The organism is Halochromatium salexigens, from assembly GCF_016653295.1.
GTDB lineage: Bacteria > Pseudomonadota > Gammaproteobacteria > Chromatiales > Chromatiaceae > Lamprobacter > Lamprobacter salexigens.
In genome coordinates, this window is record NZ_NHSF01000059.1 from 367642 (window position 1) to 392478 (window position 24837).

The 24837-nt window shown below is 64.3% G+C and carries 25 protein-coding genes; 6 read left to right on the plus strand and 19 right to left on the minus strand.

Annotated features, from left to right (window positions below; translation table 11 throughout):
• Positions 1 to 149: 149 nt before the first annotated feature.
• Both CCR82_RS11650 and CCR82_RS11655 read left to right on the plus strand, forming a co-directional pair.
• Positions 150 to 923: a DUF3050 domain-containing protein gene (locus tag CCR82_RS11650; RefSeq protein WP_201245948.1), complete on the plus strand. Its 774-nt coding sequence runs from the start codon at positions 150 to 152 to the stop codon at positions 921 to 923.
• Positions 924 to 1023: 100 nt separating this feature from the next.
• Positions 1024 to 1320 carry a TusE/DsrC/DsvC family sulfur relay protein gene (locus CCR82_RS11655; protein WP_201245949.1) on the plus strand — a complete coding sequence of 99 codons (297 nt, stop codon included), beginning with the start codon at positions 1024 to 1026 and terminating at the stop codon, positions 1318 to 1320.
• A gap of 51 nt (positions 1321 to 1371) precedes the next feature.
• Here CCR82_RS11655 and CCR82_RS11660 read toward each other — a convergent pair whose 3' ends face one another.
• Positions 1372 to 2232, minus strand: coding sequence for a class II glutamine amidotransferase (locus CCR82_RS11660; RefSeq protein WP_201245950.1), 861 nt, complete (start codon positions 2230 to 2232; stop codon positions 1372 to 1374).
• Positions 2233 to 2373: 141 nt separating this feature from the next.
• Between CCR82_RS11660 and CCR82_RS11665 the strand changes: the two genes are divergently transcribed.
• The gene (locus CCR82_RS11665; RefSeq protein ID WP_201245951.1) at positions 2374 to 4122 is read left to right on the plus strand and encodes a cation:proton antiporter domain-containing protein; all 1749 of its coding nucleotides are present in this window, start codon (positions 2374 to 2376) and stop codon (positions 4120 to 4122) included.
• Between the two features lie 25 nt (positions 4123 to 4147).
• Here the strand turns inward: CCR82_RS11665 and CCR82_RS11670 are convergent, their stop codons facing one another.
• The 13 genes from CCR82_RS11670 to mobB form a co-directional block, all read right to left on the minus strand.
• Positions 4148 to 4780, minus strand: a complete 633-nt coding sequence (locus CCR82_RS11670; protein ID WP_338073156.1) for a hypothetical protein — start codon at positions 4778 to 4780, stop codon at positions 4148 to 4150.
• Positions 4781 to 4792: 12 nt separating this feature from the next.
• Positions 4793 to 5944 carry a bifunctional diaminohydroxyphosphoribosylaminopyrimidine deaminase/5-amino-6-(5-phosphoribosylamino)uracil reductase RibD gene (gene ribD, locus CCR82_RS11675; protein WP_242513415.1) on the minus strand — a complete coding sequence of 384 codons (1152 nt, stop codon included), beginning with the start codon at positions 5942 to 5944 and terminating at the stop codon, positions 4793 to 4795.
• Between the two features lie 2 nt (positions 5945 to 5946).
• The gene (nrdR, locus tag CCR82_RS11680) at positions 5947 to 6459 is read right to left on the minus strand and encodes a transcriptional regulator NrdR (RefSeq protein ID WP_201245952.1); all 513 of its coding nucleotides are present in this window, start codon (positions 6457 to 6459) and stop codon (positions 5947 to 5949) included.
• Between the two features lie 53 nt (positions 6460 to 6512).
• Complete coding sequence (gene glyA / locus CCR82_RS11685; protein WP_201245953.1) at positions 6513 to 7769, minus strand: serine hydroxymethyltransferase; 1257 nt, start codon at positions 7767 to 7769, stop codon at positions 6513 to 6515.
• Positions 7770 to 7822: 53 nt separating this feature from the next.
• A complete protein-coding gene (locus CCR82_RS11690; RefSeq protein WP_201245954.1) occupies positions 7823 to 8239 on the minus strand; it encodes a CBS domain-containing protein in 417 nt (138 codons plus the stop codon).
• 87 nt (positions 8240 to 8326) lie between these two features.
• Positions 8327 to 8518 carry a hypothetical protein gene (locus CCR82_RS11695; protein ID WP_201245955.1) on the minus strand — a complete coding sequence of 64 codons (192 nt, stop codon included), beginning with the start codon at positions 8516 to 8518 and terminating at the stop codon, positions 8327 to 8329.
• A gap of 13 nt (positions 8519 to 8531) precedes the next feature.
• Positions 8532 to 9752, minus strand: coding sequence for an NADH:ubiquinone reductase (Na(+)-transporting) subunit F (nqrF, locus tag CCR82_RS11700; protein ID WP_201245956.1), 1221 nt, complete (start codon positions 9750 to 9752; stop codon positions 8532 to 8534).
• A 21-nt stretch (positions 9753 to 9773) separates the two neighbouring features.
• The gene (gene nqrE, locus CCR82_RS11705; protein WP_201245957.1) at positions 9774 to 10382 is read right to left on the minus strand and encodes an NADH:ubiquinone reductase (Na(+)-transporting) subunit E; all 609 of its coding nucleotides are present in this window, start codon (positions 10380 to 10382) and stop codon (positions 9774 to 9776) included.
• Positions 10382 to 11044: an NADH:ubiquinone reductase (Na(+)-transporting) subunit D gene (locus CCR82_RS11710; protein WP_201245958.1), complete on the minus strand. Its 663-nt coding sequence runs from the start codon at positions 11042 to 11044 to the stop codon at positions 10382 to 10384. Before CCR82_RS11710 ends, nqrE begins: the two co-directional genes overlap by 1 nt.
• Before the next feature lie 39 nt (positions 11045 to 11083).
• Positions 11084 to 11932, minus strand: a complete 849-nt coding sequence (locus CCR82_RS11715; protein WP_201245959.1) for a Na(+)-translocating NADH-quinone reductase subunit C — start codon at positions 11930 to 11932, stop codon at positions 11084 to 11086.
• Positions 11922 to 13142, minus strand: coding sequence for an NADH:ubiquinone reductase (Na(+)-transporting) subunit B (locus CCR82_RS11720; protein ID WP_201245960.1), 1221 nt, complete (start codon positions 13140 to 13142; stop codon positions 11922 to 11924). Before CCR82_RS11720 ends, CCR82_RS11715 begins: the two co-directional genes overlap by 11 nt.
• 3 nt (positions 13143 to 13145) lie before the next feature.
• Entirely contained in the window at positions 13146 to 14609 is a 1464-nt protein-coding gene (locus CCR82_RS11725) for a Na(+)-translocating NADH-quinone reductase subunit A (protein WP_201245961.1), read from the minus strand.
• 45 nt (positions 14610 to 14654) lie between these two features.
• Positions 14655 to 15752 carry a molybdopterin-guanine dinucleotide biosynthesis protein B gene (gene mobB, locus CCR82_RS19135; RefSeq protein WP_201245962.1) on the minus strand — a complete coding sequence of 366 codons (1098 nt, stop codon included), beginning with the start codon at positions 15750 to 15752 and terminating at the stop codon, positions 14655 to 14657.
• Positions 15753 to 16088: 336 nt separating this feature from the next.
• Between mobB and ettA the strand changes: the two genes are divergently transcribed.
• A complete protein-coding gene (gene ettA, locus CCR82_RS11735; protein WP_201245963.1) occupies positions 16089 to 17756 on the plus strand; it encodes an energy-dependent translational throttle protein EttA in 1668 nt (555 codons plus the stop codon).
• A gap of 162 nt (positions 17757 to 17918) precedes the next feature.
• A complete protein-coding gene (locus CCR82_RS11740) occupies positions 17919 to 18851 on the plus strand; it encodes an ATP-binding protein (RefSeq protein WP_201245964.1) in 933 nt (310 codons plus the stop codon).
• Here CCR82_RS11740 and CCR82_RS11745 read toward each other — a convergent pair.
• Positions 18838 to 19263 (minus strand): hypothetical protein, encoded by a 426-nt coding sequence (locus tag CCR82_RS11745; RefSeq protein ID WP_201245965.1) that lies wholly within the window; start codon positions 19261 to 19263, stop codon positions 18838 to 18840. The genes CCR82_RS11740 and CCR82_RS11745 overlap by 14 nt on opposite strands.
• A gap of 105 nt (positions 19264 to 19368) precedes the next feature.
• Between CCR82_RS11745 and CCR82_RS11750 the strand changes: the two genes are divergently transcribed.
• Complete coding sequence (locus tag CCR82_RS11750; RefSeq protein ID WP_201245966.1) at positions 19369 to 20535, plus strand: AI-2E family transporter; 1167 nt, start codon at positions 19369 to 19371, stop codon at positions 20533 to 20535.
• A 23-nt stretch (positions 20536 to 20558) separates the two neighbouring features.
• Here CCR82_RS11750 and CCR82_RS11755 read toward each other — a convergent pair whose 3' ends face one another.
• Genes CCR82_RS11755 through sufB form a run of 4 tightly spaced genes read right to left on the minus strand, consistent with a single transcriptional unit; the run spans position 20559 to position 24662 of the window.
• Positions 20559 to 21008, minus strand: coding sequence for an SUF system Fe-S cluster assembly protein (locus CCR82_RS11755; protein WP_201245967.1), 450 nt, complete (start codon positions 21006 to 21008; stop codon positions 20559 to 20561).
• A gap of 36 nt (positions 21009 to 21044) precedes the next feature.
• Positions 21045 to 22394 carry a Fe-S cluster assembly protein SufD gene (gene sufD, locus CCR82_RS11760; protein WP_201245968.1) on the minus strand — a complete coding sequence of 450 codons (1350 nt, stop codon included), beginning with the start codon at positions 22392 to 22394 and terminating at the stop codon, positions 21045 to 21047.
• The gene (sufC, locus tag CCR82_RS11765; RefSeq protein WP_201245969.1) at positions 22391 to 23143 is read right to left on the minus strand and encodes a Fe-S cluster assembly ATPase SufC; all 753 of its coding nucleotides are present in this window, start codon (positions 23141 to 23143) and stop codon (positions 22391 to 22393) included. The genes sufD and sufC overlap by 4 nt, the downstream gene beginning before the upstream one ends.
• Positions 23144 to 23177: 34 nt before the next feature.
• The gene (gene sufB, locus CCR82_RS11770; RefSeq protein ID WP_207190976.1) at positions 23178 to 24662 is read right to left on the minus strand and encodes a Fe-S cluster assembly protein SufB; all 1485 of its coding nucleotides are present in this window, start codon (positions 24660 to 24662) and stop codon (positions 23178 to 23180) included.
• Positions 24663 to 24837: the final 175 nt, after the last annotated feature.

A 24837-nucleotide genomic window follows, 5' to 3' on the forward strand; every position in this document is an offset into this window, starting at 1 on the left:
CTGGGAATGGTCGATGAGAGGGCGCGACACGCAAGCGGCGTACTATACCGCCCTCTTGCGCGCGGCTCATCCTCGCGCGCGCTTGGTCCGCGCCGGTTCGGGCGTATATTGGCCGATACACTGTGACGTACACCAACAGAGATCATCCGATGGCAGCACCCGACTTGACGCCCATTCAACCCTTGGTTGAGGAACTCAACCAGCATCCGATCTATGCCGAACTCCAGGATATCGACGATCTGCGCGTGTTCATGACCCATCACGCCTTCTCGGTGTGGGATTTCATGTCTTTGATCAAATATCTGCAGGGCAAGCTGGCGCCGACGCAGGTGCCCTGGATTCCGCAAGGTAACCCGGCGGTACGCTATTTCATCAATCAGTTGGCGCTGGAAGAGGAATCCGATGTCATCGAGGGCAGCACTCGCCCGAGCTATAGCAGTCACTTCGAGTTCTATTGCACGGCCATGCACGAGATCGGCGCCGACGGCGATAACCCGCTCCGCTTTATCGAGCGGGTGCGCGAGCAGGGGCTGGATGCGGCGCTCTACTCGGAGCTGGTGCCCCTGCCCTCGCGCTATTTCACCGAGACCACCTTCTGCTTCATCCGCGAGGATAAGCCGCATGCGGTCGCCGCGGCGCTCGCGGTTGGGCGCGAGCGGGTGATCCCGGAGATGTTTCGCTCGCTGCTCGCGCGCATGGCGATCACCGAACAGGACGCGCCGGCCTTCCACTATTACCTGCACCGCCACATCCATCTGGATGAGGATTTCCACGGGCCGCTGTCGCTGTCGATGCTCGATCAGCTCTGCGGGGAGGATCCCGAGCGTCTCGAGGAGGCTGTGATCGCGGCCGAGGAGGCGGTCTGTGCACGCATCCGCTTTTGGGACGGCGTGCTGGAGGCGGTTCGGGCGGCACGGGAGTGATAAACCCTGGTGGGTATAAGGTGGAATCTTGGCGTTGCGAGGCCATTTAGGACGGTACAAACCTACACTCTATGCAGAAATCGATACGACGAGGTGTTTCATGACCGTAGCCGTCCCACTCGACAACGAAGGCTTCTTGCTCAATCGCGACGACTGGACCGAAGAGCTTGCCGTCGAACTCGCCGAGCAAGACGACTTCGAGATGAACGAGCAGGTGATGCAGTTCATCCGTGATGCGCGCGGCATGTACGACAACGATGGCGTGGTGCCGCCGATTCGCATCTTCGCCAAGAAGCAAGGCGTCTCGACCAAGGAGCTTTACACCATCTTCAAGAAAGGCCCAATGAAGCTGATCTGCAAGTGGGGTGGCCTGCCCAAGCCGACGGGTTGTGTCTGATGGGCTGATCGATGCGCACTGGCCTCAGTGAGCCTCGGCTCAGGGGCCAGTCTAAGCGAGCGGCATCGGCTGCCGCCCGGCAACACGCTCGGGCTCGACTTGACGGCCATCGGCGCCGAAGCAGAGCCCATCCCTGAGGGCGATCAGATCGCCCTCGCCCAGCGGTTCCCAGCGTTCATCGGTCAGCGGCACGCTGGCGATCAGGGCCACGTCCTGGCGGATCGAGCAGAGGTTGACGCCCGCCTCTTGAAGCTCGGGCGCGGTGCGCCAGCAATAGCGCTGCAGCAAATAGAGGCCGGGGGCGCTGAGCTGGCCATTGGGCTGGGTGCGCCGATCGGCATGCACGAACAGGGCATCGCTGTCTGAGTAGATGAAGTTGGCCGGGCCGAGCGCCCGCAGTTCGCGCGCGTAGTCGGCGATCACGGCTAGACGTGTCGTCAGGTCCGGCACCTCACCCCAGACATCATCCCAAACCGGCGCGAGCGCGGTCATCAGGCCGCAGAAGGCGCGCTCGGAGTCGGAATCGCCCACTGGCGAGAAGCGGGCCGGATGCTTGGCCTGTAGATCGGCCAGGGTCGGCATATCCCCGTTGTGCGCGAAGACGTGCATGCGCCCGCTAAGTTCGCGCGCGAAGGGTTGGGTGTTGCGCAGCGCCAGCGCGCCGAAGGTCGCGAGTCGGATGTGGCAGAGACCGAGCTTGGTGCGTAACCCCTGATGTTCCATGAACTGCATCAGGGGGCTCTCGCTGGCCGGGCGCGGCTCGCGCAGCAACAGACAATCCGCGCCTTCGTAGAAGGCCAAGCCCCAGCCGTCGCGATGCGGGCCCTCGGCGCCACCGTGGCGTGCCAGGCGCTCGAGCGAGAAGCCCAGGGTCGCCGGCACTCGACTCGACATGGCAAAGAGTTCGCACATCGTATTCTTGTCCTCGGGGTTGATCGGCGGGCGTGCCCTCCGAATGCTCGGTGATCCCGCTCTCGAGAGCACAATACAGTACAGGCGGTATATCATTCCGCTGCTGTCCTAATCGCCCGTTGATGGAGCCGTCCCGCGTTCATGGACCCCGAGGCCTTTGTTCAATCCTCCGTGCTGTTGCTGATCGCCGCCGCGACCGCGGTGGCGTTGTTCAAACACTTCGGCCTCGGCTCGATCCTCGGTCTGCTGGTGGCCGGTGTCTTGATCGGCCCCTATACCCCAGGTCCAGCGGTCACCGGCAATGTCGATGATCTGCGCCACTTCACCGAGCTGGGCGTGGTGCTGCTGCTGTTCATCATCGGCCTCGAGCTGCATCCGAGCCGCCTGTGGGAGATGCGCCGGACGCTGTTTGGACTCGGTTCGTTGCAGATCCTGTTCTCTGGCCTGGCCCTGGCGGTCTATTTTCGCCTCTTTGTCGAGACCTGGCCAATCGCGCTATTGATCGGCTTCAGCCTGGCCCTGTCCTCAACGGCGCTGGTGATGCAGATGCTCTACGAGAAGGGCGAGATCGCCACGCCGCGCGGGCAGACGGCCTTCTCGGTCTTGCTGATGCAGGATATCGCCGTGGTGCCGATGTTGGCGCTGCTGCCGCTGGCGGCGGCCAGTGGGGCGAGCCTGCCCGAGCCACATCTGGGCGAGCAGTTGGGGTTGATCGTGCTGATGCTCGCCGGCGTCATCGTCTCTGGCCGTTATCTGGTGCCGCTGATATTGGATCTGCTGGCGCGGCAGGGCAATCGCGAGGCCTTCTTCTTGGTGACCTTGGCGGCGGTCTTCATCGCCGCCTGGGCGATGAACCGCGCCGGCCTGTCGATGGCGCTCGGCGGCTTCCTGCTCGGCATGATGCTCTCGAACTCGCGCTACAGCGTGCAGGTACATGCCAGCATCGAGCCGCACAAGGGGCTGTTGATGAGCGTGTTCTTCGTCACCGTCGGCATGTCCTTGAATCTGGGCGTGCTAGCGGCCAAGCCGCTGCTCTTCGTGCTGCACCTGGTGATCCTGATCGCGATCAAGGTGGGGTTGATCTATGTGCTCGCGCAGCGCTTCTGCCAATCACGCAAGAGCGCGCTGCAGGTCGCCTTCATGCTTGGGCAGGCGGGCGAGTTCGGCTTCATCCTGTTCGGCGCGGCGAAGATACTCGGCATCATCGATGCGGCGACCTTTACCATGGCGGTCGCGCTGATCTCCGGCAGCATGCTGGCAACGCCCTTGCTGGTGCGTCTTGGGGCCTTCCTGAGCGCGCGCTTTAGCGATGAGGAAGGGCCAGTGGATGAGCGCTTCCGTTATCAGCCCGGGCAGGAGGATGGAGCGCAGGCGGTCATCGCCGGTTATGGACGGGTGGGCCACACCGTCGGCGCGGTGCTGGCCAGCCATGGCATCCGTTTCATCGCCTTCGATCAAAATCCAGGGCTGGTGGCGCGCTGGCGCGCCGAGGGGCAGCCGGTGTTCTATGGCGACATGCGCAACCCCGCGCTGCTGGCGGCGGCCAAGATCGAGCAGGCCAAGGTGGTGGTCTTGACCATCGATGATCCGCGCGCCTGCATCGAGGCGACGACCCTGATTCGGCATTATGCGCCGGAGATCATCATCGTCGCGCGCGCGCGCGATCTGACCGCCTGCGATGCGCTGTTCCGGGCCGGCGCCAGCCGCGCCTTCCCGGAGGCGGTCGAGGCGAGCCTGCGCCTGGCCGCCGAGACCCTGGACGGGCTTGGCATCACCGATGAGGATGCCGAGCAGATGGTGCAGCAAGCACGCGGCGAGGATTATGCGTTGGTGCGCTCGGAGGTTACCGAGCAAGCGCCGATCGTCGACCCATCGGCGCCGAAGCGGTGATGGTCCAAGCCCGAGTATTGGGGTATCAGGCCGCTGGCCAGAGTCTAAGCACGCCGATGATGATGCCGCCAGTGCCGATGGTGATGCCGAAGGACCAGCGCATAAAGCTGTCCATGCGCTGTTGCAGAGCGCGGATGTCTTGCTGCACGCTCTCGAAGCGCTTATCCATGTTCGACTGCATAGACTCGAAGCGCTTATCCATGTTCGACTGCATAGACTCGAAGCGCTTATCCATGTTCGACTGCATAGACTCGAAGCGGTTATCAACCTGCTCGAAGTGCTTCTCAACCTGCTCGAAGTGCTTCTCAACCTGCTCGAAGTGCTTGTCAACCTGCTCGAAGCGCTTGTCCATGTTCGACCGCATAGACTCGAAGTGCTTGTCAATCTGCTCGAAACGCTTCTCAGTCTGCTCGAAACGCTTGTCCATTTGCGCGAAACCTTCGCGCATCAGTTCGCGCTGGTGACGCAGCTCTTCTTCCACGCGCACCATGCGCTCGCGCAACTCGATCTCGTAGACCACCGGCGGCTTGCCAAGGCTTTGCTCGGCCAGCCAAATGCCGAGGTTTTCCTTGACGTAGTCACCCAACTGTTGCTTGATCAACTCAAGGTCTTCTTGCGCGAGTGCCATATCATCGAGCCCATTGAAATCCGAGATCACTCGGTTGGGATCCTAACACCGTTCGAGGCATTCATCCTCGGCGAGACGCGCGCGCAGGCGCAGGTCGGGACCGATCTGGCGCAGGTCGAGCAATTGCAGCGACACGCGCTCGCGCATGCTGGCAAGCGGCCCGAACTGGAACAGTCCGCGCGCATCGCTGCCCATGAGGTGCGGCGCCAGGTAGAGCACCAGTTCATCGACCAGGCGCTGCTCGACCGCGGCGCCGGCCAGCGTCGGCCCGGCCTCGATCAGTACCTCGTTGATCTCGCGTTCGGCGAGATAGCGCAGCAGGGCCTTGAGATCGACGCGTCCGGCCGCATCCGGCGGGCTAACCCAGACTTCGGCACCGGCGGAGGTGACGGCGGCGATGCGCCGCGGGTCTTGGATACAGGTCGCGACCAGGGTGGCGCCCGGTAGCGGGAGCATCTTCGCCCCAAGTGGCAGGCGCAGCGCGCTGTCGAGGATTACGCGCAGCGGTTGCCGCACCGGTTCGCCCTCCTCTAGCGCCGGGATCAGCGCCGGCGCGAGCCGGACATTGAGCGAGGGATCATCGGCTAACAGGGTATCGACGCCGGTGAGGATAGCCGAGGAGCGCGCGCGCAGCCAGTGCACATCGGTGCGCGCCGCTGTGGAGGTGATCCAGCGGCTCTCACCATTGGCCAGCGCGGTGCGCCCGTCGAGACTGGCCGCGAGCTTAACCCGCACAAATGGCAGGCCGAGACGCATACGTTTGTCGAAGCCCGGATTGAGCGCGCGGCAAGGGCCTTCGAGTACGCCGGTGACGACCTCGACACCAGCCGCGCGCATGCGCTCGAGCCCGCGTCCATGGACGAGCGGGTTTGGATCTTCCATGCCGACCACAACCCGGCTCACGCCCGCCGTGAGCAAGGCCTCGGTGCAGGGCGGCGTGCGGCCATGATGGCAGCAGGGCTCGAGGGTGACATAGGCGCTCGCGCCACGCGCCCGCGCGCCGGCCGCGTCGATGGCCAGGCGTTCGGCATGCGGCTCGCCGGCACGGCGGTGCCAGCCTTCACCGACAATCTGCCCCCCTTTTGCCAGTACGCAACCGACGCGTGGATTGGGATCGGTGGTATACAGCCCGCGCTCGGCGAGTTGGACGGCGCGCGCCATCAGCGCTAGGCCATCCGGCCCTTCATCCCTCATGCTTAAGATTTCTTGTCGAGTGTATCGAGCAGATCGAGCTGGGCACGACGCACATCGGGCGCGGGGTTGCGCTCAAGGCGCTCGATCTCCTCGCGGAAGGCGGCGACATCCTCGAACTTGCGGTAGACCGAGGCGAAACGCACATAGGCGACCTCGTCGAGGCCGCGCAGCTCGGCCATCACCAGTTCACCGATCGCGCGCGCGCTGATTTCGCCGTCGGCGGTGCCGAGCAGCTTGCGCTGGATGCGTGCGATGGCGGCCTCAACCTGCTCGGTACTGATTGGGCGCTTCTCGGCCGCGCGCATCAGTCCGCTGCGCAGTTTGAGGCCGTCAAACGGAACCCGGGTTCCGTCGCGCTTGATCACGCGCGGCAGATTGAGTTCGGCCGCCTCGTAGGTGGTGAAGCGTTCGGCGCAGACGACGCAGCGCCGGCGGCGGCGGACCTGATCGCCGTCGCCGGAGAGCCGGGAATCCATGACCTTGGTGTCCTGCGCACCGCAGTAGGGACAGCGCATGCAAGCGTCTCTGTCTCAGGAGCGATGCTGGCCGCTGCCGACGCTGAGCCGCTTCAACGGGCGTAGACCGGGAGGCGTTTGCAGAGGTCGAGCACCTTGGCCTTGACCTGCTCGATCGCCGTTTGATCCCCGCGCGCGTCAATGACATCGCACATCCAGCCGGCCAGCGCGCGTGCCTCATCGAGGCCGAAGCCGCGGGTGGTCATCGCCGGGGTGCCGACGCGGATACCACTGGTAACGAAGGGCGACTGCGGATCGTTCGGCACCGCATTTTTGTTGACGGTGATGTTGGCCGCGCCGAGCCAGGCATCGACGTCCTTGCCGGTCAGGCCCTGCTCAATGAAGCTGACCAGGAACAGATGATCGTCGGTACCGCCGGAGACGACATCGTAGCCACGCGCGAGGAAGGTCTCGGCCATGGCCTGGGCGTTGAGCACGACCTGCTTCTGATAGTCCTTGAACTCAGGCTCCATGGCCTCCTTGAAGGCGACGGCCTTGGCGGCGATCACATGCATCAGCGGGCCGCCCTGGGTGCCCGGGAAAACCAGCGAGTTGAACTTCTTCTCCAGCTCCGGGTTGGACTTGGCCAGGATCAGGCCACCGCGCGGCCCGCGCAGGGTCTTGTGCGTGGTGGTGGTGGTGACATCGGCGATCTGCACCGGGCTCGGATAGACGCCGGCGGCGACGAGCCCGGCGATATGGGCCATGTCGACCAGCAGATAGGCACCGACCTCATCGGCGATATCGCGGAAGCGCTGCCAGTCGATGACACGCGCGTAGGCCGAGAAGCCGGCGATGATCATCTTCGGCTTGTGCTCGCGGGCGAGCGATTCGACCTGAGCGTAGTCGATCTCGCCGGTGGCCGGGTCGAGCCCGTATTGGACGGCGTTGTAGAGCTTGCCGGAGAAATTGGGCTTGGCGCCGTGGGTCAGGTGGCCGCCGTGGGCGAGGCTCATGCCAAGCACGGTGTCGCCCGGCTGGCACAGTGCCATGAACACCGCCGCGTTGGCCTGCGAGCCCGAATGCGGCTGCACATTGGCATAATTGGCGCCGAACAGAGCCTTGGCGCGCTCGATGGCGAGGCGCTCGGCGACATCGACGAACTCGCAGCCGCCGTAGTAGCGCTTGGCCGGATAGCCTTCGGCGTACTTGTTGGTCATCACCGAGCCCTGCGCTTCCATCACGCGGGGGCTGGTGTAATTCTCGGACGCGATCAGCTCGACATGTTCTTCCTGACGGCGCTCCTCGTCGCGCAGGGCTTGAGCGAGCTCGTCATCGTAGCCGGTGATCTGCATGCTAGCGTCGAACATAGGGACTCCTGGAAACCAAAAGCCGTTCAGTATAACGCGCTTCGGCTCGCGTTTCAGATCCGATGCCGATCGGGCTGCCAGGCGGCCTCGAGCTGTTTGAGCACATCGCGACGGCTGATGATGCCCATGAGGCGGCCCTGCTCCATCACCGGCAGGCGGCGGAAGTGGCTGGTCGCGAACAGCTCGGCGACCTCGGTGATCGGGGTATTGGCATCCACGGTGACCACCGAGGGGGTCATGAAGTTCTCGACGCGACCGCCATCCTCGCTGTGATAGCCGGCACCGAGCGCGATGCGCATACAGTCGCGCTCGGTGAGCATGCCGATCAGATTACCGATCTGGTCGACGACCGGGGCACCCGAGAGGCGCTGTTCGACCAGGATGCGCAGTGCCTCGAGCACATCCATCTCGGGCGTCAGGGTCACCAGAGCCCGTGACATGGCCTGTTTGGCGGTCTTGCTCGCTTTCATGCCGATATCCTCGCGGTAGCTTCGATTGTTTGAGCGCCTGCTTGGGCAATGGCTCAGACGGATGATTTGGTCGGCAATCGGTCTCGTCTAGGCGCTGTCGGAGCGATTCAGGCAAGTTTGGCCCCGCTGGCAGACACCGCCACAGTCGGAGCTGAGGCCGGGGATCTGATTGAGCCCGCCGCAACTGCCCTTGAGCGCGGCGCGGCCATTGAGCACGCCGAGCGCCAAGCCAATGAAGGCGAGCGAGAAGATGAGCAGTGCGAAGGCGAATTCGAGCATCTGGTGACAACCGTCAACCGCCAAAATCGTCGAGCAGGATGTTGTCGTCCTCGACCCCCAGGCTGCGCAGCATGCCGATCACCGCCGCTGTCATCATCGGCGGGCCACACATGTAGAACTCACAATCCTCGGGCGCCGGATGGTTCTTCAGGTAGCGCTCGAAGAGGACGCTGTGGATGAAACCGACCTCTCCTTGCCACTCATCCTCGGGCTGTGGTGATGAGAGTGCGATATGCCAGCTGAAGTTCTCGTGCTCGCGGGCGAGCGCGTCGAAATCCTCTTGGTAGAAGATCTCGCGCTTGCTGCGCGCGCCATACCAAAAGGACATCTTGCGCTGGGTGTTCAACCGCTTGAGCTGATCGAAGATGTGGCTGCGCATCGGCGCCATGCCGGCACCGCCGCCGACGAAGATCATCTCGGCCTCGGTCTCCTTGGCGAAGAACTCACCGAAGGGGCCAGAGATGGTCACCTCATCGCCGGGCTTGAGGCCGAAGATGTAGCTCGACATGATGCCGGGCGGCACCTCGGGATGGTCGGGCGGTGGCGTGGCGATGCGCACATTGAGCATGATGATGCCCGCCTCGCCCGGATAATTGGCCATCGAATAGGCGCGCGTGACCGGCTGCTTGGTGCCGGCCTTGAATCTCCAGAGATCGTATTGATCCCAATCGGCGCGCAGATGCTCGGGGATCTCGATATCGGCATAGTCGAGTTCGTAGGGCGGGCATTCGATCTGGATATAGCCGCCGGCGCGAAAGGCGACGTCCTCGCCCGGTGGCAGTTCCAGGATCAGCTCCTTGATGAAGGTCGAGACGCTGCGGTTGGAACGCACCCGGCAGGTCCAGCGCCGCACACCGAAGATCTCGCGCGGCACCTCGATGCGCAAATCCTCTTTGACCGCGACCTGGCAGGCGAGCCGGTAGCCCTCACCGGCTTCACGCCGATTGATCAGACTCGCCTCGGTCGGCAACAGCTTGCCGCCGCCCTCGAGCACCTTGACCCGGCACTGACCGCAGGTACCCCCGCCACCGCAGGCCGAAGGCACGAAGATCTCGCCATCGGCCAGCGCGCCGAGCAGCTTACGACCGGCCGTGGTGACCATGTCGCGCTCTTCGTTGATGTCGATATGGACATCACCGCTGGGCACCAGCAGGCGCCGCGCGTTGAGGATGACGAACACCAGCGCCAACACCACGCCGGTGAAGACCAGGATGCCGAAGGTCAGATCAAGCACGCGCAGCCTCCTGACAGCCGATCACAACTGAATCCCCGAGAACGACATGAAGGCCATCGCCATCAGCCCGGTGGTGATGAAGGTGATGCCAAGGCCCTGCAGCCCGTCCGGCACATCGCTGTACTTGAGCTTCTCGCGGATACCGGCCAGCAGCACCAGCGCCAGCGCCCAGCCAAGCCCGGTGCCGAAGCCATAGACGGTGCTCTCGCCCAGATCGTAGCCCCGCTCGACCATGAACAGCGATCCGCCCAAGATGGCGCAGTTGACGGTGATCAGCGGCAGAAAGATGCCGAGCGCCTGATAGAGCGCCGGGAAGTAGCGATCGAGCAACATCTCCAGGATCTGCACCATGGCGGCGATGACGCCGATATAGGTGATCAGCCCGAGGAACGAGAGATCCAGCGCCGGCAGCCCGAGCCAGGCCAAGGCACCTTCCTGCAACAGATACTGATGGATTAGGCTGTTGACGGGCACGGTGATGGTCTGCACCACGATGACCGCGATTCCGAGCCCAATCGCGGTCTCGATGCGCTTGGAAACAGCAAGGAAGGTGCACATGCCGAGGAAGAAGGCCAGCGCCAGGTTCTCGACGAAGATCGCCTTGAACAGCAGGGACAGATAGTGCTCCATTATCGCGATTCCGTCCGGTGCACGACATTGATCCGGTATTCAGGCCTCTCGAGCTGTGCCGGCTTCCAGCTGCGGATGGCCCAGATCATCAGCCCGATGATGAAGAAGGCGCCAGGGGCGAGCAGCATCAGGCCATTGGGCTCATACCACCCGCCCTCCTTCACCAGTGGCAAGACCTGCACATCGAGCAGGCTGCCGGAGCCGAGCAGCTCGCGGATCGCGGCGACACTGATCAGGATCAGGCTGTAGCCGAGCCCATGGCCGAGGGCATCGAGGAAGCTCGGCCAGGGCGGATTCTTCGACGCAAAGGCCTCGGCGCGACCGAGCACGATGCAGTTGGTGATGATCAGTCCAACGAACACCGAGAGCTGCTTGGAGAGCTCATAGGCGAAGGCTTGCAGCACCTGATCGACCAGGATCACCAGCGAGGCGATGATGGTCATCTGGATGATGATGCGGATGCTCGACGGCATGTGATGCCGGATCAGGCTGATGATGACGCTGGCGCCAACGATCACCGCCGTCAGCGCGATGCTCATGGTGATGGCCGGCGCCAACTTGGTGGTCACCGCCAAGGCCGAGCAGATGCCGAGGATCTGCAGGGTGATCGGATTGTTGTCGACGATCGGCTCGAGTAGGAGCCGGGCGGATTGGGTGGCCATGCTGCGTATCCCCCTGTTCGGCCTGTTCGGCTCGGCTGGTCAGCCGCGGTGATCGTCGCGGAGCCGGGCCAGGAAGGGCCCATAGCCCTGCTCGCCCAGCCAGAAGTGCATCAGGTTGGTGACCCCATTGCTGGTGAGCGTGGCACCGGAGAGCCCATCGACGCGGTGCTCGGCATTGGGGGCATCAGGATCGACGTTGCCCTTGACGACCTCGATCACCGGCTCGCCAGTCTCATCGATGAGCACCTTGCCCGGCCATTCGGAGAGCCAGCGTTGGCCGGCGACCTCGCTGCCGAGGCCAGCGGTCTCGCGCTGCTCGTAGAAGGTGAGCGCCTGGGTGGTACGTCCGTCCGGCGCCAGTGCCAGCAGCCCGTGCATGGTCGACCAGAGGCCGGCGCCATAGACCGGCAGGATGATGGTCTGCAGCTCGCCGGCGTGGCGCACCAGATAGACCGGCATGCGATCGGGTCGTCGCTGCAAGCCGGCGCGCTCGGCCTCCTCGATCGCACTGCTCGCGGCTGGGTCCTTGGCCGCATCACGATAGGAATAGCTCAGCGGATCGGCGTCCTCGACGAACTCACCGGTCTCAAGGTCGACCAGGCGACGCTCGATCTGCTCGAAGGCCTGATCCAGGCTCATGTCGGCGGTCTCGATGCCAGCGACCTTGATCACCTCCGACTTGAGCGCACGCGCGGCATTGCGCTCCTGCAGCGGGCGCAGACTGACCGCTGTGGCCGAGACCACCACCGAGCAGGCCAGGCAGAGCACCAGCGCGACCGCGATGGTCTTGCGCGGATCATCGTTCGGCAGCCTAAAAACCGCCTTCGCCGACGCTAGCAAAGCGCCCGCGCGCACGGATGGAGCCTGCGAATGCGAGTCAGCCGACATGGCGCCGTGCCCTCCTGCGGATGTTGGCCTGGACCACGAACCAGTCGATCAGCGGCGCGAACAGGTTGGCGAACAGGATCGCCAGCATCACACCCTCCGGATAGGCCGGATTGAGCACCCGGATCAGCACCGTCATGAAGCCGATCAGGGCGCCATAGAACCATTTGCCGGTCTCGGTCATCGACGCCGAGACCGGATCGGTGGCCATGAACACCAGCCCGAAGGCGAGCCCACCGAGCACCAGATGCCAGTGCCAGGGCAGCGCGAAGGCCGGGTTGGTCTCGCTGCCGAGGGTATTGAACAGCAGCGCGGTGCCGATCACGCCGATCAGCACGCCGGCCATGATGCGCCAGGAGGCGACGCCGGTGTAGACCAGGAAGAGCGCGCCGGCGCTGATCAGCAGGGTCGAGGTCGCGCCGATCGAACCCTGCACGGTGCCGAGGAAGGCATTCCACCAGGTCACGCCGGCGGCCTGGATCGCGCCCACTCCGCCCTCGGCGGCGAGCATCAAGGGCGTGGCGCCGCTGAAGCCATCGACCGCGGTCCAGACCGCATCACCGGAGATCTCGCTCGGATAGGCGAAGAACAGGAAGGCGCGCCCGGTCAGTGCCGGATTGAGGAAATTCTTGCCGGTGCCACCGAACACCTCCTTGCCGATGACGGTGCCGAACGAGATGCCGAGCGCCACCTGCCAAAGCGGGATATCGGGCGGCAGGGTCAGCGCGAACAGGATCGAGGTGACGAAGAAGCCCTCGTTGACCTCGTGGTTGCGCACGGTCGCGAACAGAATCTCCCAGAAGCCGCCCGCGGCCATGGTGACGATGTAGATCGGCAGGAAATAGACCGCGCCATGCCAGAAATTATTCCAGACGCTGTTCGGATCAGGGCCGCCAGCACCGAGCAGCCACAGCAGCCCACCGCGCCAGCCCTCGACCTGCTCGAGGCCCATCGCCGCCATGGCGCTGTTGGCCTGCAGGCCGATGTTGACCATGCCGAACAGGGCGGCGGGCAGGACCGCGATCCAGACGAAGATCATCACCCGCTTCAGGTCGATCCCATCGCGCAGATGCGGGGTGCCGGCGGTGACCGTCGACGGGGTGTAGAAGAAGGTGTCGACCAGCTCGAACAGGGCGCCGAAGCGCTCGTAGCGACCGCCGGGCAGGAAGTGGCGCTCCTGGCGATCGAGGTATTTGCGCAGGGCCTTGATCATGGATCAGTGACTCTCGTGCCAGATCTTGTTCAGGTTGCGCCGCAGCACCGGCCCGAAATCGTGCTTGCCGCAGTCGACGAAGCTGCACAGCGCCAGATCGTCCTCTTCCAGCTCGAGCGCGCCGAGCGCCTCGGCGGTTTCGATATCATCGACCAGCAGCGCGCGCAGCAACTGCGTTGGCAGCAGATCGAGCGGCATCACCCGCTCATAGGCGCCGATCGGCACCATCGCGCGCGGACTGCCGTGCTGGGAGGTGCCCAGTGGCAGGGCCTCGCCCCGCGCGCGCCCCGACCAGAACAGATTCAGGGCCGAATAGCGGCCGCGCCCGGGCTTGAGCCAACCGAACCATTCGCGCTCGCGCTCCTCGGCCAGCACCGTGATCTGATTGTGGAAGCGACCCAGGAAGGCACTGGTGCCGACCGCGTGGCGGCCACCCAGCACCGAGCCCGAGATCACCCGCGCCTCGCGGCGGCCGCTCAGCTCGCCCTGGACCAGGTCATTGGTGCTGGCGCCGAGCCGGGTGCGGATCAGGCGCGGGTTGGCGACCATGGGACCGGCGAGCCCGATGACCCGCGTCGGGTCGAGGCGCCCGCTGCGAAACAGCCGGCCAATCTCGATCACGTCCTGATAGCCGATGTACCACGCCGCGCGCTCGAGACTGACGGGCGCCAGCAGATGGATATGGGTGCCCGGCAGGCCGGCTGGATGGGGGCCGGCGAACGCGGCGACCTGGAAGCCGGATGTCGCCGGGACGGGGAGCGCGGCACCGGGACGTTGACAGCAGTAACGGGGTCCGTCGGTCAGCTTGCCGAGCACGCGCAGGCCGTCGGCGAAGGCCTCGCCGGCGTCGTCGATGATGATGGCCGGATCCGGTGCCAACGGATGCGTGTCGATGGCGGTCACGAACAGCGCCGCCGGGCTGCTGTCCGGCGGCGGGATCATGCCGAACGGGCGGGTGCGCAATGCCAGCCAGGAGCCGGAGGCGAGCAGATTCTCGCGCACCTGTTCGCCGTTCAGCGTATCCAGCTCGGCGGCCTGGTAGGCATTGAAGGTTTCTTGATCGGCTGTCGGCGGGAGCGGGTCATCGCCGTCGCGCGGGTGATCGAGCCGGATGACGATGGTCTCGAGCACCCGGCGGGGGCCGCGATGGATGGCCTCGACCACCCCGCTACCGGGTGCCGTCGCAGCGATCTCGCGGTAGGCCTTGCGCCGCGAGATGGGCTCGCCAAGACGCACGCGGTCGCCGACCTCGATCTCGAGCGAGGGCAGCCGTTTGACACCGATGCAATCGGTGCCAACGTGCGCCACCCGAGTGACCACCGGACTGGCATCGATGCGCGCCTCGGGCGCGCCGGCGAGCGGGATATCGAGCCCTCGCTTGAGTCGAAAATGCCGTGGGCGTCCATCGCTCGATGAACCTTGGGCTGTGCGCGCTCGGAAGACGGCCACTGCTGATCGGAACGCCATGGTTAAGTGTCGGTGCCTCGCGTTATACCATCCCTGAGCCGCCGGCTAAAGCGCCGTCGCTCCCCGCGCGATGACGAAGATGCGCGCCGATAGCTCCAGCGTCATAGTCCAGCGATAGGCATCGCGAATGTTTGCGCCACAGGCGTAGACACCATGGCCGGCGATGATGCAGACCGGATAGGAGGCGAGCGCTTCAGCGACTTTGGCCGGCGCTTGGTCTTGATGGGCATCGGGCTCCACGCGCAGCACCGGGACATTACCAAGCAGTCGCGCCCCTTCGAAATCGGGCGGCTCGAAGTCGCGCCCGGCGAAGCTCACGGCGACCGAGTGCGGCCCGTGAGAGTGCAGCACCGCGCCGATCTCGGGTTGTCGCCGATAGACCTCGCGATGAACGGGCGTGTCGAGCGAGGCGCCCTCGGGTAGGGGCGCGTCGAGCGAGCAGGCGACCAGGTCCTCCGGCGCGACCGCGTCGCGCACCGCGCTGCTCGGGGTGATCCAGAAACGCTCGTCCTGGCGCACCGAAGCGTTACCGGTCGCGGCATCATTGTAGCCATCGGCGCGCAAGCGCCGCAGCGCTTGGATCAGGCTAGCGCGCGGATCATCGGTGGCACCGGCACTATCGCGCACCAAACCGCCGATAAAATCGGCCAAGGCCTCCAACTCGCTCAGTGGCAGCAGCGGTGGATGCGGCTCAACCGGCAGTGGATCATCGCTGACCACGGCGACGATGCCATTGTCATCGGGATAGAGCGGGGTCTTGCCGGTGGCGGCGCGGAAGACCTCAATCTTGGGCACCGCGGCGGCGCGAAAACCTTCAATCAACAGCAGATCGAGGCTGTCGGCATCGAAGCGCGCGCGCAGCGCATCCAGCCCGGCGGGATGGTCCTCGGCGCGTTCGTTGGCGCGGCTGAGCAAGGCCCAGTGCTCGCCGGAGACCAGCATCACTTGGCGCGCGCCGGCGGCGGCGACCTCGTAGCTATCCTTGCCGGGCCGATCGAGCGCGAAGCCATGATGGGCATGCTTGAGGTAGCCGATGCGCAACCCACGCTGGCGCAGTAGCGGCACCAGTTTGCGCAACAGGGTGGTCTTGCCGCTGCCGCTCGGCGCCACGACACCGATGGCGGGGAGCTGTTCTGCGCTCATGACTGGACTCATGCGGGCAACGTCCTCGTGGTGGGAGACAAGCGTGGTCGATTGGGCCCAAGGGCGATCCAGCCTACCGGGATCGAGCGCGGTGGCCGCCCGGCCGAGACGGATGTGCTTGGACATTCTAGCCGAGAGGCGGCAGAATCGTCGCTTGATCGCGCTGCGCGGCCAGCTCCGCTGAGTCGCTGCCCCGGAGGCCAAGCGCAGTCCTGCCCTCAGCCGCGTCTCAGTCGCGCCAGCCAATCGGACCAGGCCCTTGCCCTGATACGCCGACTCGGGGGCTTTAACCGCTCACATCAAGCTTTTTCAACCGTCAACCAGGTCTGCTACGAGATGGCGCAATACATCTACACCATGAACCGCGTCGGCAAGGTCGTGCCGCCCAAACGCGTGATCCTGCGCGACATCTCCCTGTCGTTCTTCCCCGGCGCCAAGATCGGCGTGCTCGGTCTCAACGGCGCGGGTAAGTCCACGCTACTGCGCATCATGGCCGGCCTCGACACCGAGATCGAGGGCGAAGCGCGGCCGCAGCCGGGCATCAACATCGGCTATCTGTCGCAGGAGCCGCGGCTCGATGAGTCCAAGGACGTGCGCGGCAATGTCGAGGAGGCGGTGGCACCGATCAAGCAGGCGCTCGAGCGGCTGGACGCGGTCTATGCCGCCTATGCCGAGGAGGATGCCGACTTCGACGCGCTGGCCAAGGAGCAGGCGGAGCTGGAAGACCTGATCGAAGCCACCGATGGCCATAATCTGGATCGCACCCTGGATCAGGCCGCCGATGCGCTGCGCCTGCCGCCCTGGGATGCGGAGGTGAGCAAGCTCTCGGGCGGCGAGCGCCGGCGCGTCGCGCTCTGCCGGCTACTGCTGTCGAAGCCGGATATGCTGCTGCTCGACGAGCCGACCAACCATCTCGATGCCGAGTCGGTGGCCTGGCTCGAGCGCTTCCTCAAGGAGTACAGCGGCACCGTGGTCGCGGTGACCCATGATCGCTACTTCTTGGACAACGTCGCCGGCTGGATCCTGGAGCTGGATCGTGGCCACGGCATCCCCTGGCAGGGCAACTACTCGAGCTGGCTGGAGCAAAAGGAGAAGCGCCTGGAGCAGGAGGAGAAGTCCGAGCAGGCGCGCATCAAGGCGATGAAGCACGAGCTCGAATGGGTGCGCACCAACCCCAAGGGCCGGCAATCGAAGAGCAAGGCGCGTCTGGCCCGCTTCGAGGAGCTGCAATCGCAGGAGTTCCAGAGCCGCAACGAGACCAACGAGATCTATATCCCGCCGGGTCCGCGCTTGGGCGACCTGGTGATCGAAGCCAACGGGCTGCGCAAGGCCTATGGCGACCGGCTGCTCTACGACGATCTCTCATTCAACCTGCCCAAGGGTGGCATCGTCGGCGTGATCGGCCCGAACGGCGCCGGCAAGACCACGATGTTCCGCATCATCACCGGCCAGGAGCAGCCCGACGGCGGCGAGATGCGCGTCGGCGAGACAGTCGAGATCGCCTATGTCGATCAGAGCCGTGACGCGCTCGACGGTAAGAAGACGGTCTGGGAGGAGATCTCAGACGGTCAGGACATTTTGGTCGTCGGCAAGTTCGAGATGCCCTCGCGCGCCTATGTCAGCCGCTTTAACTTCAAGGGCTCGGACCAACAGAAGCGCATCGGTGACCTCTCCGGCGGTGAGCGCAACCGGGTGCATCTGGCCAAGCTGTTGAAAAGCGGTGGCAACCTGCTGCTGCTCGACGAGCCGACCAACGATCTCGATGTCGAGACCCTGCGCGCGTTGGAAGAGGCCGTGCTGAACTTCCCCGGCTGCGTGGTGGTGATCAGCCATGATCGCTGGTTCCTGGATCGCATCGCGACCCACATCCTGGCCTTCGAAGGCGATTCCAAGGTGACCTGGTTCGAGGGCAACTATGCCGATTATGAGGAAGATCGTCATCGCCGGCTCGGCACCGAGGCCGATCAACCGCATCGCATCCGTTACCGGCCACTGACGGCCTAACGCGGGCTCAGACCGTCTGAGCGATCATTTTCAAGCGAAAAACGAGCGCTTCTGGCTACACGGCACCTCGAAAGAACCACAGATGAACACAGATGGAGACGACATGTTGCTGCGGCACCGCTTCTGTCTGCGTGAATCTGTGGCTCAAGTTCTTGCATCCTTATGGCCGCAACACTCGATCAATTCTTGATTCGGCTCGACGCCCTGCTCGACCGTATTGAGCCCTGGCTGCCAGTGCCAACAGCGACCGACTGGAACGCGATCGCCTGGCGCTGGCGCAAGGATGGACCGCAGGGGCAGCATGGCCGGGGCCGGCTGGAGGCGATCCGCCGGCCGCATCAGCTGCGGCTCGAGGATCTGCGCGGCATCGATCGCCAGCGCGACGAGATCGACCGCAACACGCGGCAGTTCCTCGCCGGCGCCAGCGCCAACAATGTGCTGCTGTCCGGCTCGCGCGGCACCGGCAAGTCGTCGCTGATCAAGGCGCTGCTGAATCGCTATCAGGCGCAAGGGCTGCGGTTGATCGAGGTCGACAAGGACGATCTGACCGACCTGCCGGCGATCATCGCGTGCGTCGAGGACCGCCCCGAGCGCTTCATCCTCTACTGCGACGATCTCTCGTTCGAGGCCTCGGAGTCGGGCTACAAGGCGCTGAAGGCGGCGCTCGATGGCTCGCTCAGCGCACCGCCCGAGAATCTGCTGATCTACGCCACCTCCAACCGCCGCCATCTGCTGCCGGAGTATCAGCACGAGAACCAGGCCGCGCGCATGAACGACGGCGAGATTCATCAAGGCGAAGGCGTCGAGGAGAAGATCTCGCTCTCGGATCGCTTCGGCCTCTGGCTCTCGTTCTACCCGTTCAGCCAGGAGCAGTACCTGGAGGTGGTGCGCCACTGGCTCGAGCAGCTCGGTGTCGGCGAGCCTGCAGGTGCGACAGAGCCGGTGCCAGCGACAGCGCCCGACGCCACCACCAGCGAGCAGGCCGCCCTGCAATGGGCGCTGCGGCGCGGCTCACGCAGCGGGCGCACCGCCTGGCAGTTCGCCCGCGACTGGGCTGGGCGCCAGCACGGTGATGCGCGCCTCAGCCGCCGTTGACCTGCACCCCGTGATCGGCGAGCCATTGGACGTCGAGTTCCCACTCGACGCGATCCACGCCCGGCTGCGATGACACCAACCCCTGGGTGCGCTTCTGATGATCGACCAGATCCTGTTGGGCGGCGATGACCTTGGGATCATCCTGCGCCAGCCCGGCGAGTTCGGGATGGATCACCTCGAGAAAGCGATACGCTGGCACCTGGACGTTGCGCGGTGTGGAGAGGGTGGCGACACCCTCCTCGAGCCGTTTCACCCGGAATTGGTAAGGATAGTCGGCCAGTTCGGCGTCGGCCTCGAGGACCTCATTGATCTCCCAGACCGCTGGCTGCCAGATCGAGCTGAGCCACCAGGCGGCCAGGGCGATGACGACGATCCCCAGAACGATGCTGTAATTACGCGTAAACTTGTCCATCGAGTCTCTACCCTGTTGTGCTGTTTGCGAGCCATTGCGTGGTATCTTCCCGCGAACGGGAATCGTTCTCCATGAAAATAGTCAAGTATTCCTAAGGGCGCCCGCATGATCCAGGAAACCAAGCAGGATATGATCAACAAGACCGTACTGCTCGGGCTGGTCGGCATCATCTCGTTGCTGTTCCTCACCATGGTCCAGCAATTCCTGGTCGCCATCTTCCTGGCGGCGGTGTTCGCCGCGTTGACGCATCCGGGCTACATGACCCTCAATCGGTGGCTGGGCGGCCGGCGCTACCTCGCCTCGCTGATCACGCTGCTGCTGCTGCTGACGGTGGTGTTGATTCCGGTCGTGATCCTGACCATGGTCTTCGTCGGACAGGCGATCAATGTCGGCCAGTCCCTGACCCCCATCGTGGCCGATTTCCTCAAGGAGCCGGGCAGTTTCCGGGAGTTTCTCGAGCAAATGCCCTTCTACGAGGCGCTGATCCCCTATGAGGATCAGATGACGACGCAGATCGCCAGCGCCGTCGAGGGCTTCGGCCGGCTCTTGGTCAATAAGATCTCGAGCATTGCCTTGGGCACGGTGCAATTCCTGTTCCTCACGGTGGTGTTCTCCTACACCCTGTTCTTCTTCCTGATCGACGGCGATAAGGTCGTGCGCGCCATCCTCTATTATCTGCCGCTCGAGGAGCATGACGAGCGCCTGATATTGAGCAAGTTCACGACGGTGACGCAGGCGATGGTGGTTGGCACCCTGCTGATCGGCATGCTGCAAGGGACACTCGCCGGGATCGCCTTTGCGGTCGCCGGGGTCTCGAATGCGGTATTCTGGGGCACGGTGATGGCCGTGCTATCGATCATTCCCGGGATCGGCTCGGCGCTCGTCTGGGTGCCGGCCTCGATCCTGCTGATCGTCCAAGGCGCCCTGGGGGCCGGTCTGGGCCTGATGCTGTTCTGCCTGCTGGTGGTCGGGAGCGTCGACAACCTGCTGCGGCCAAGCCTGGTCGGCAAACACACCGATATGCACGAGTTGATGATCTTCTTCGGCACGCTCGGCGGCCTGTTCACCTTCGGCATGGCCGGACTCTTGATCGGCCCCCTGATCGCCTCGCTCTTTATCACCATCTGGGCGATCTATGGCGAGGCGTTCAAGGACACCTTACCTGCGGTTCATCATCAGGAGACCGAGGATGCTTCAGGCGCTGAAACCAGCGCGACAACGGCGAAAGAGACGGGGGCGAGCCTCTTCCATGAGGGCGGCAGTGAAGAATAGTCTCCGCCGGCAACGGCCAGCTATCAAAGCATGCCGAGGGTGAGCTTGGCCTCGTCGGACATGGTGTCCGGGGTCCATGGCGGGTCCCAGACCAACTCCACGTCAACCTCGCCAACGCCATCGACGGTTTTGACCGCGTCCTTGACCATGACCGGCATCATGCCAGCGACGGGGCAAGCAGGCGCGGTCAGGGTCATATCGACATCGACATCGCCATTGCCAGCGATATCGATCTTATAGATCAGACCCAAGTCATAGATATTCACCGGGATCTCCGGGTCGTGAACCCGGCGCAGCGCGGCAATGATCGGCTCGCGCAGCGATTCGGAATCGCCCGTTGCTTGACCCGAATCCGTGGTCACATCGGCGGTCGCATCTGCCGCACCGACGATCTCGGCGCCCGGCTCATCATCACGATCAATCCGTCCATGATCGCCCGCGCCGAACCCGGCGAATCTGGCTAACCTGTTCATCAGAGGATCACCTCGACTGCAAAGGACTGTATGAGATCACTCCAGCGGCACCCTTTCGAGCCGCTCACCAACCTGCTCAGTGACATAGTCGCGCAATGCCTCAGGTCCAAGGACGTCGATAATCTCACCGGCGAAGCCCAAGCACAGCATGCGCCGAGCCAGCGCCGCCGAAATGCCGCGGGAGCGCAGATAGAACAGCGCCTCGGGTTCGATCTGACCGACCGTGGTGCCATGACTGCACTTGACGTCGTCGGCGTAGATCTCGAGCTGCGGTTTGGTATCAACTTCGGCATTCGGCGACAGGATCAGATTGCGGTTGGACATATCGGCATCGGTCTGTTGAGCGTCGCGCGCCACATAGACCAGGCCATCGAACACCGCGCGCCCCTTGCCGTGGAGAATGCCCTTGAAGCGCTCGCGGCTGCGGCAATGCGGCAGGCCGTGGCGGACATCCATGTGGTAATCGATCAACTGCTTGTCGCCGGCCAGATAGAGCCCCTGGAGATCGCACTCGGCATGCTCGCCGCTGAAGCGGGTCACCAAATCGGTGCGCGCCCAGGTGGCGCCGAGGCCGATATTGACCCCCGCATAACGGCTATTGGCGTCTTGGCTGAGGTAGAGACCGGTGATATGGAAGGCGTTGAGGCTCTCTTGCTGCACTCTGGCATGCGTGAGCAGGGCATCGCGCCCGAGCGCGATCTCGAGCACCGAATTGGTGCAATAGAGCGCGTCACCGAGGCTGACATAGCGCTCGATCACCTGCGCCTGGGCGCCCTCGCCCAGGCTGATCAGGTGCCGGGGTTGGGCGACCCGAGGTGCGTCCATGCCCACCGAGAGATGGATGACCTCGATGGGACGCTCCATCAGCGCGGCCCGCTCGAGCAGCACCACCAAGCCATCCTGCATCGCAGCGGTGTTCAGCGCCGCGAAGACATGGTTGCCCGCGCCGGCGATGCGGGTCAGCACGCCTTGCAATGCCTCCGGGTCCGAGGCGAGCATCGCGCGTAGGCTGCCGATGCGCACCCCGCGCGGCAGCGCACCGAGGTCCGAGAGGGTCTCCGAATAACGCCCGTTGACCAACACCACGCGACAGGCATCGAGACCGGGCACCAGGACCTCCTCGATATCCTCCGGGGTGAGCGCGGTCAGCGGCTCATCGACCTGCACGAAGCCCTGGTCGATCAGCGAGCGCAGGCCGGTATAGCGCCATTCCTCGGACTTGCCGGTCGGCACCGATTGCGCGCGCACCCGCTCGGCGGCCTGCTGGCGCTCGGCGCTGAGCCAGCCCTGCTCCTCGCCTGCGGTGCTCCCGTCGGCCAGGCCCTGGAGCCAGCCGGCAAAGGCCTCGGCCGCCGCGGCCTGGGGTCGGTTGGTTGCCGCGCTCATGCCGCCTCCCCGTCGACGATCCAGCCGTAGCCTTTCTCCTCGAGTTCCAGCGCCAGCTCCTTACCGCCGGAGCGGATGATGCGCCCCTTGGCCAGCACATGCACATGGTCGGGCTCGATGTAATCGAGCAGGCGCTGATAATGGGTGACCACGATCATCGAACGCTCTGGGCCACGCAGGGCATTGACGCCATCGGCGACGATGCGCAGGGCATCGATGTCGAGCCCCGAGTCGGTCTCGTCGAGGATCGCCAGCTTCGGCTCGAGCATGGCCATCTGGAAGATCTCGTTGCGCTTCTTCTCGCCGCCCGAAAAGCCGAAGTTGACCGGACGCTTGAGCAGGCTGTCGTCGAGGTGCAGGACCTTCAATCGCTCCTTCATCAGGCGCATGAAGGAGACGGCATCGAGCTCCTCCTCGCCGCGCGACTTGCGGATCGCGTTCAGCGCCGCCTTGAGAAAGTACATGTTGTTGACGCCGGGCAGCTCGACCGGGTACTGAAAGGCGAGGAACAGCCCCAGGCGGGCGCGCTCCTCGGGCTCGAGTGCGAACAGATCGGTGCCCTCCAGCGTGGCGCTGCCGGCCGTGACCTCGTAGCCCTCGCGCCCGGAGAGCACATGGGCGAAGGTGCTCTTGCCGGAGCCATTCGGCCCCATGATCGCGTGCACCTCACCGGGCTTCACCTCGAGATCGAGCCCCCGCAGGATCTCTTCATCACCGACATTGGCCTTCAGGCCTTTCACAGACAACATACGGATGCTCCTAAAGTGTGGTGTGCCGTTCTCGCTAACCGACCGCGCCTTCGAGGCTGATACTGAGCAATTTCTGTGCCTCGACCGCGAATTCCATCGGCAGCTCGTTGAAGACTTCCTTGCAGAAGCCGTTGACGATCATCGACACCGCGTCCTCCTCGGAGAGCCCGCGCGCGCGGCAATAGAAGAGTTGGTCCTCGCTGATCTTCGAGGTGGTGGCCTCGTGCTCCATCTGCGCGCTCGGGTTCTTGACCTCGATGTAGGGGAAGGTGTGCGCGCTGGACTTGTCGCCGATCAGCAGGGAGTCGCACTGGGTATGATTGCGCGCGCCTTCGGCCCGCCCGGCGATGCGCACCAGTCCGCGGTAGGCCTGCTGGCCGTGCTGGGCGCTGATGCCCTTGCTGACGATGGTGGAACGGGTGTTCTTGCCGAGATGGATCATCTTGGTGCCGGTATCGGCCTGCTGGCGGCCCTTGGTCACCGCCACCGAGTAGAACTCGCCGACCGACTCATCGCCGCGCAGGATGCAACTCGGGTACTTCCAGGTGATCGCCGAGCCGGTCTCGACCTGGGTCCAGCTGATCTTGGAGCGATGGCCGCGGCAGTCACCGCGCTTGGTGACGAAGTTGTAGATGCCGCCCTTGCCGTTCTCGTCGCCCGGGTACCAGTTCTGCACCGTCGAGTACTTGATCTCGGCATCGTCGAGCGCGATCAGCTCGACCACGGCGGCATGCAGCTGGTTCTCGTCGCGCTGCGGGGCGGTGCAGCCTTCCAGATAACTGACATAGCTGCCCTCGTCGGCGACGATCAGGGTGCGCTCGAACTGACCGGTGTTGGCGGTGTTGATGCGGAAATAGGTGCTCAGCTCCATCGGGCAGCGGGTGTTCTTCGGCACATAGACGAAGGTGCCATCGGTGAACACCGCCGAGTTGAGGCCGGTGTAGAAGTTGTCGGTCGGCGGCACCACGCTGCCGATGTATTGCTTCACCAGTTCCGGGTAGTCCTGCAGCGCCTCCGAGATCGAGCAGAAGATGACGCCGGCCTCGTGCAATTTCTCGCGGAAGGTGGTCGCCACCGAGACGCTGTCGAAAACCGCGTCGACGGCGACACCGGCGAGCGCCTTCTGCTCCTCGATCGGGATGCCGAGCTTCTCGTAGGTCTCGAGCAGCACCGGATCGACCTCGTCGAGGCTCTTGGGGCCGTCCTTCTTCTTCGGCGCCGAGAAGTAGGAGATGGCCTGATAGTCGATCTGAGGGTAGTGCACCGAGGCCCAGGTCGGGGTCGGCATCTCGAGCCACTTGTGGTAGGCCGTAAGGCGCCAATCGGTCATCCATTCGGGCTCGCCCTTGCGCAGCGAGATGGCCCGGATCACGCTTTCATCCAAACCCGGCGGCAAGGTGTCGGATTCGATGTCGGTGATGAAGCCGTGCTCGTAGCCGGCATTGACCAAATCATCATATTGGCCGGTTGTGTCGGCCTTCGTCTTGACCGTGGTGGCCTCTGCTGGGATAGCGCTCATGGGGTCCGCTCCGATACCTGAGTAGTTTACTAGGTTATAGTACGACGCCAATGCTGAGTTTCAAGACCCTTGGTCATGATTTCGTGAAAATCCGCCCGCTCGGGTCGGATGCGTGGCGTCAAGGTCATTGCTCGCGCAGGCACTTTCAAGCAGCGATCCGAAAGGTGCCGTTGCT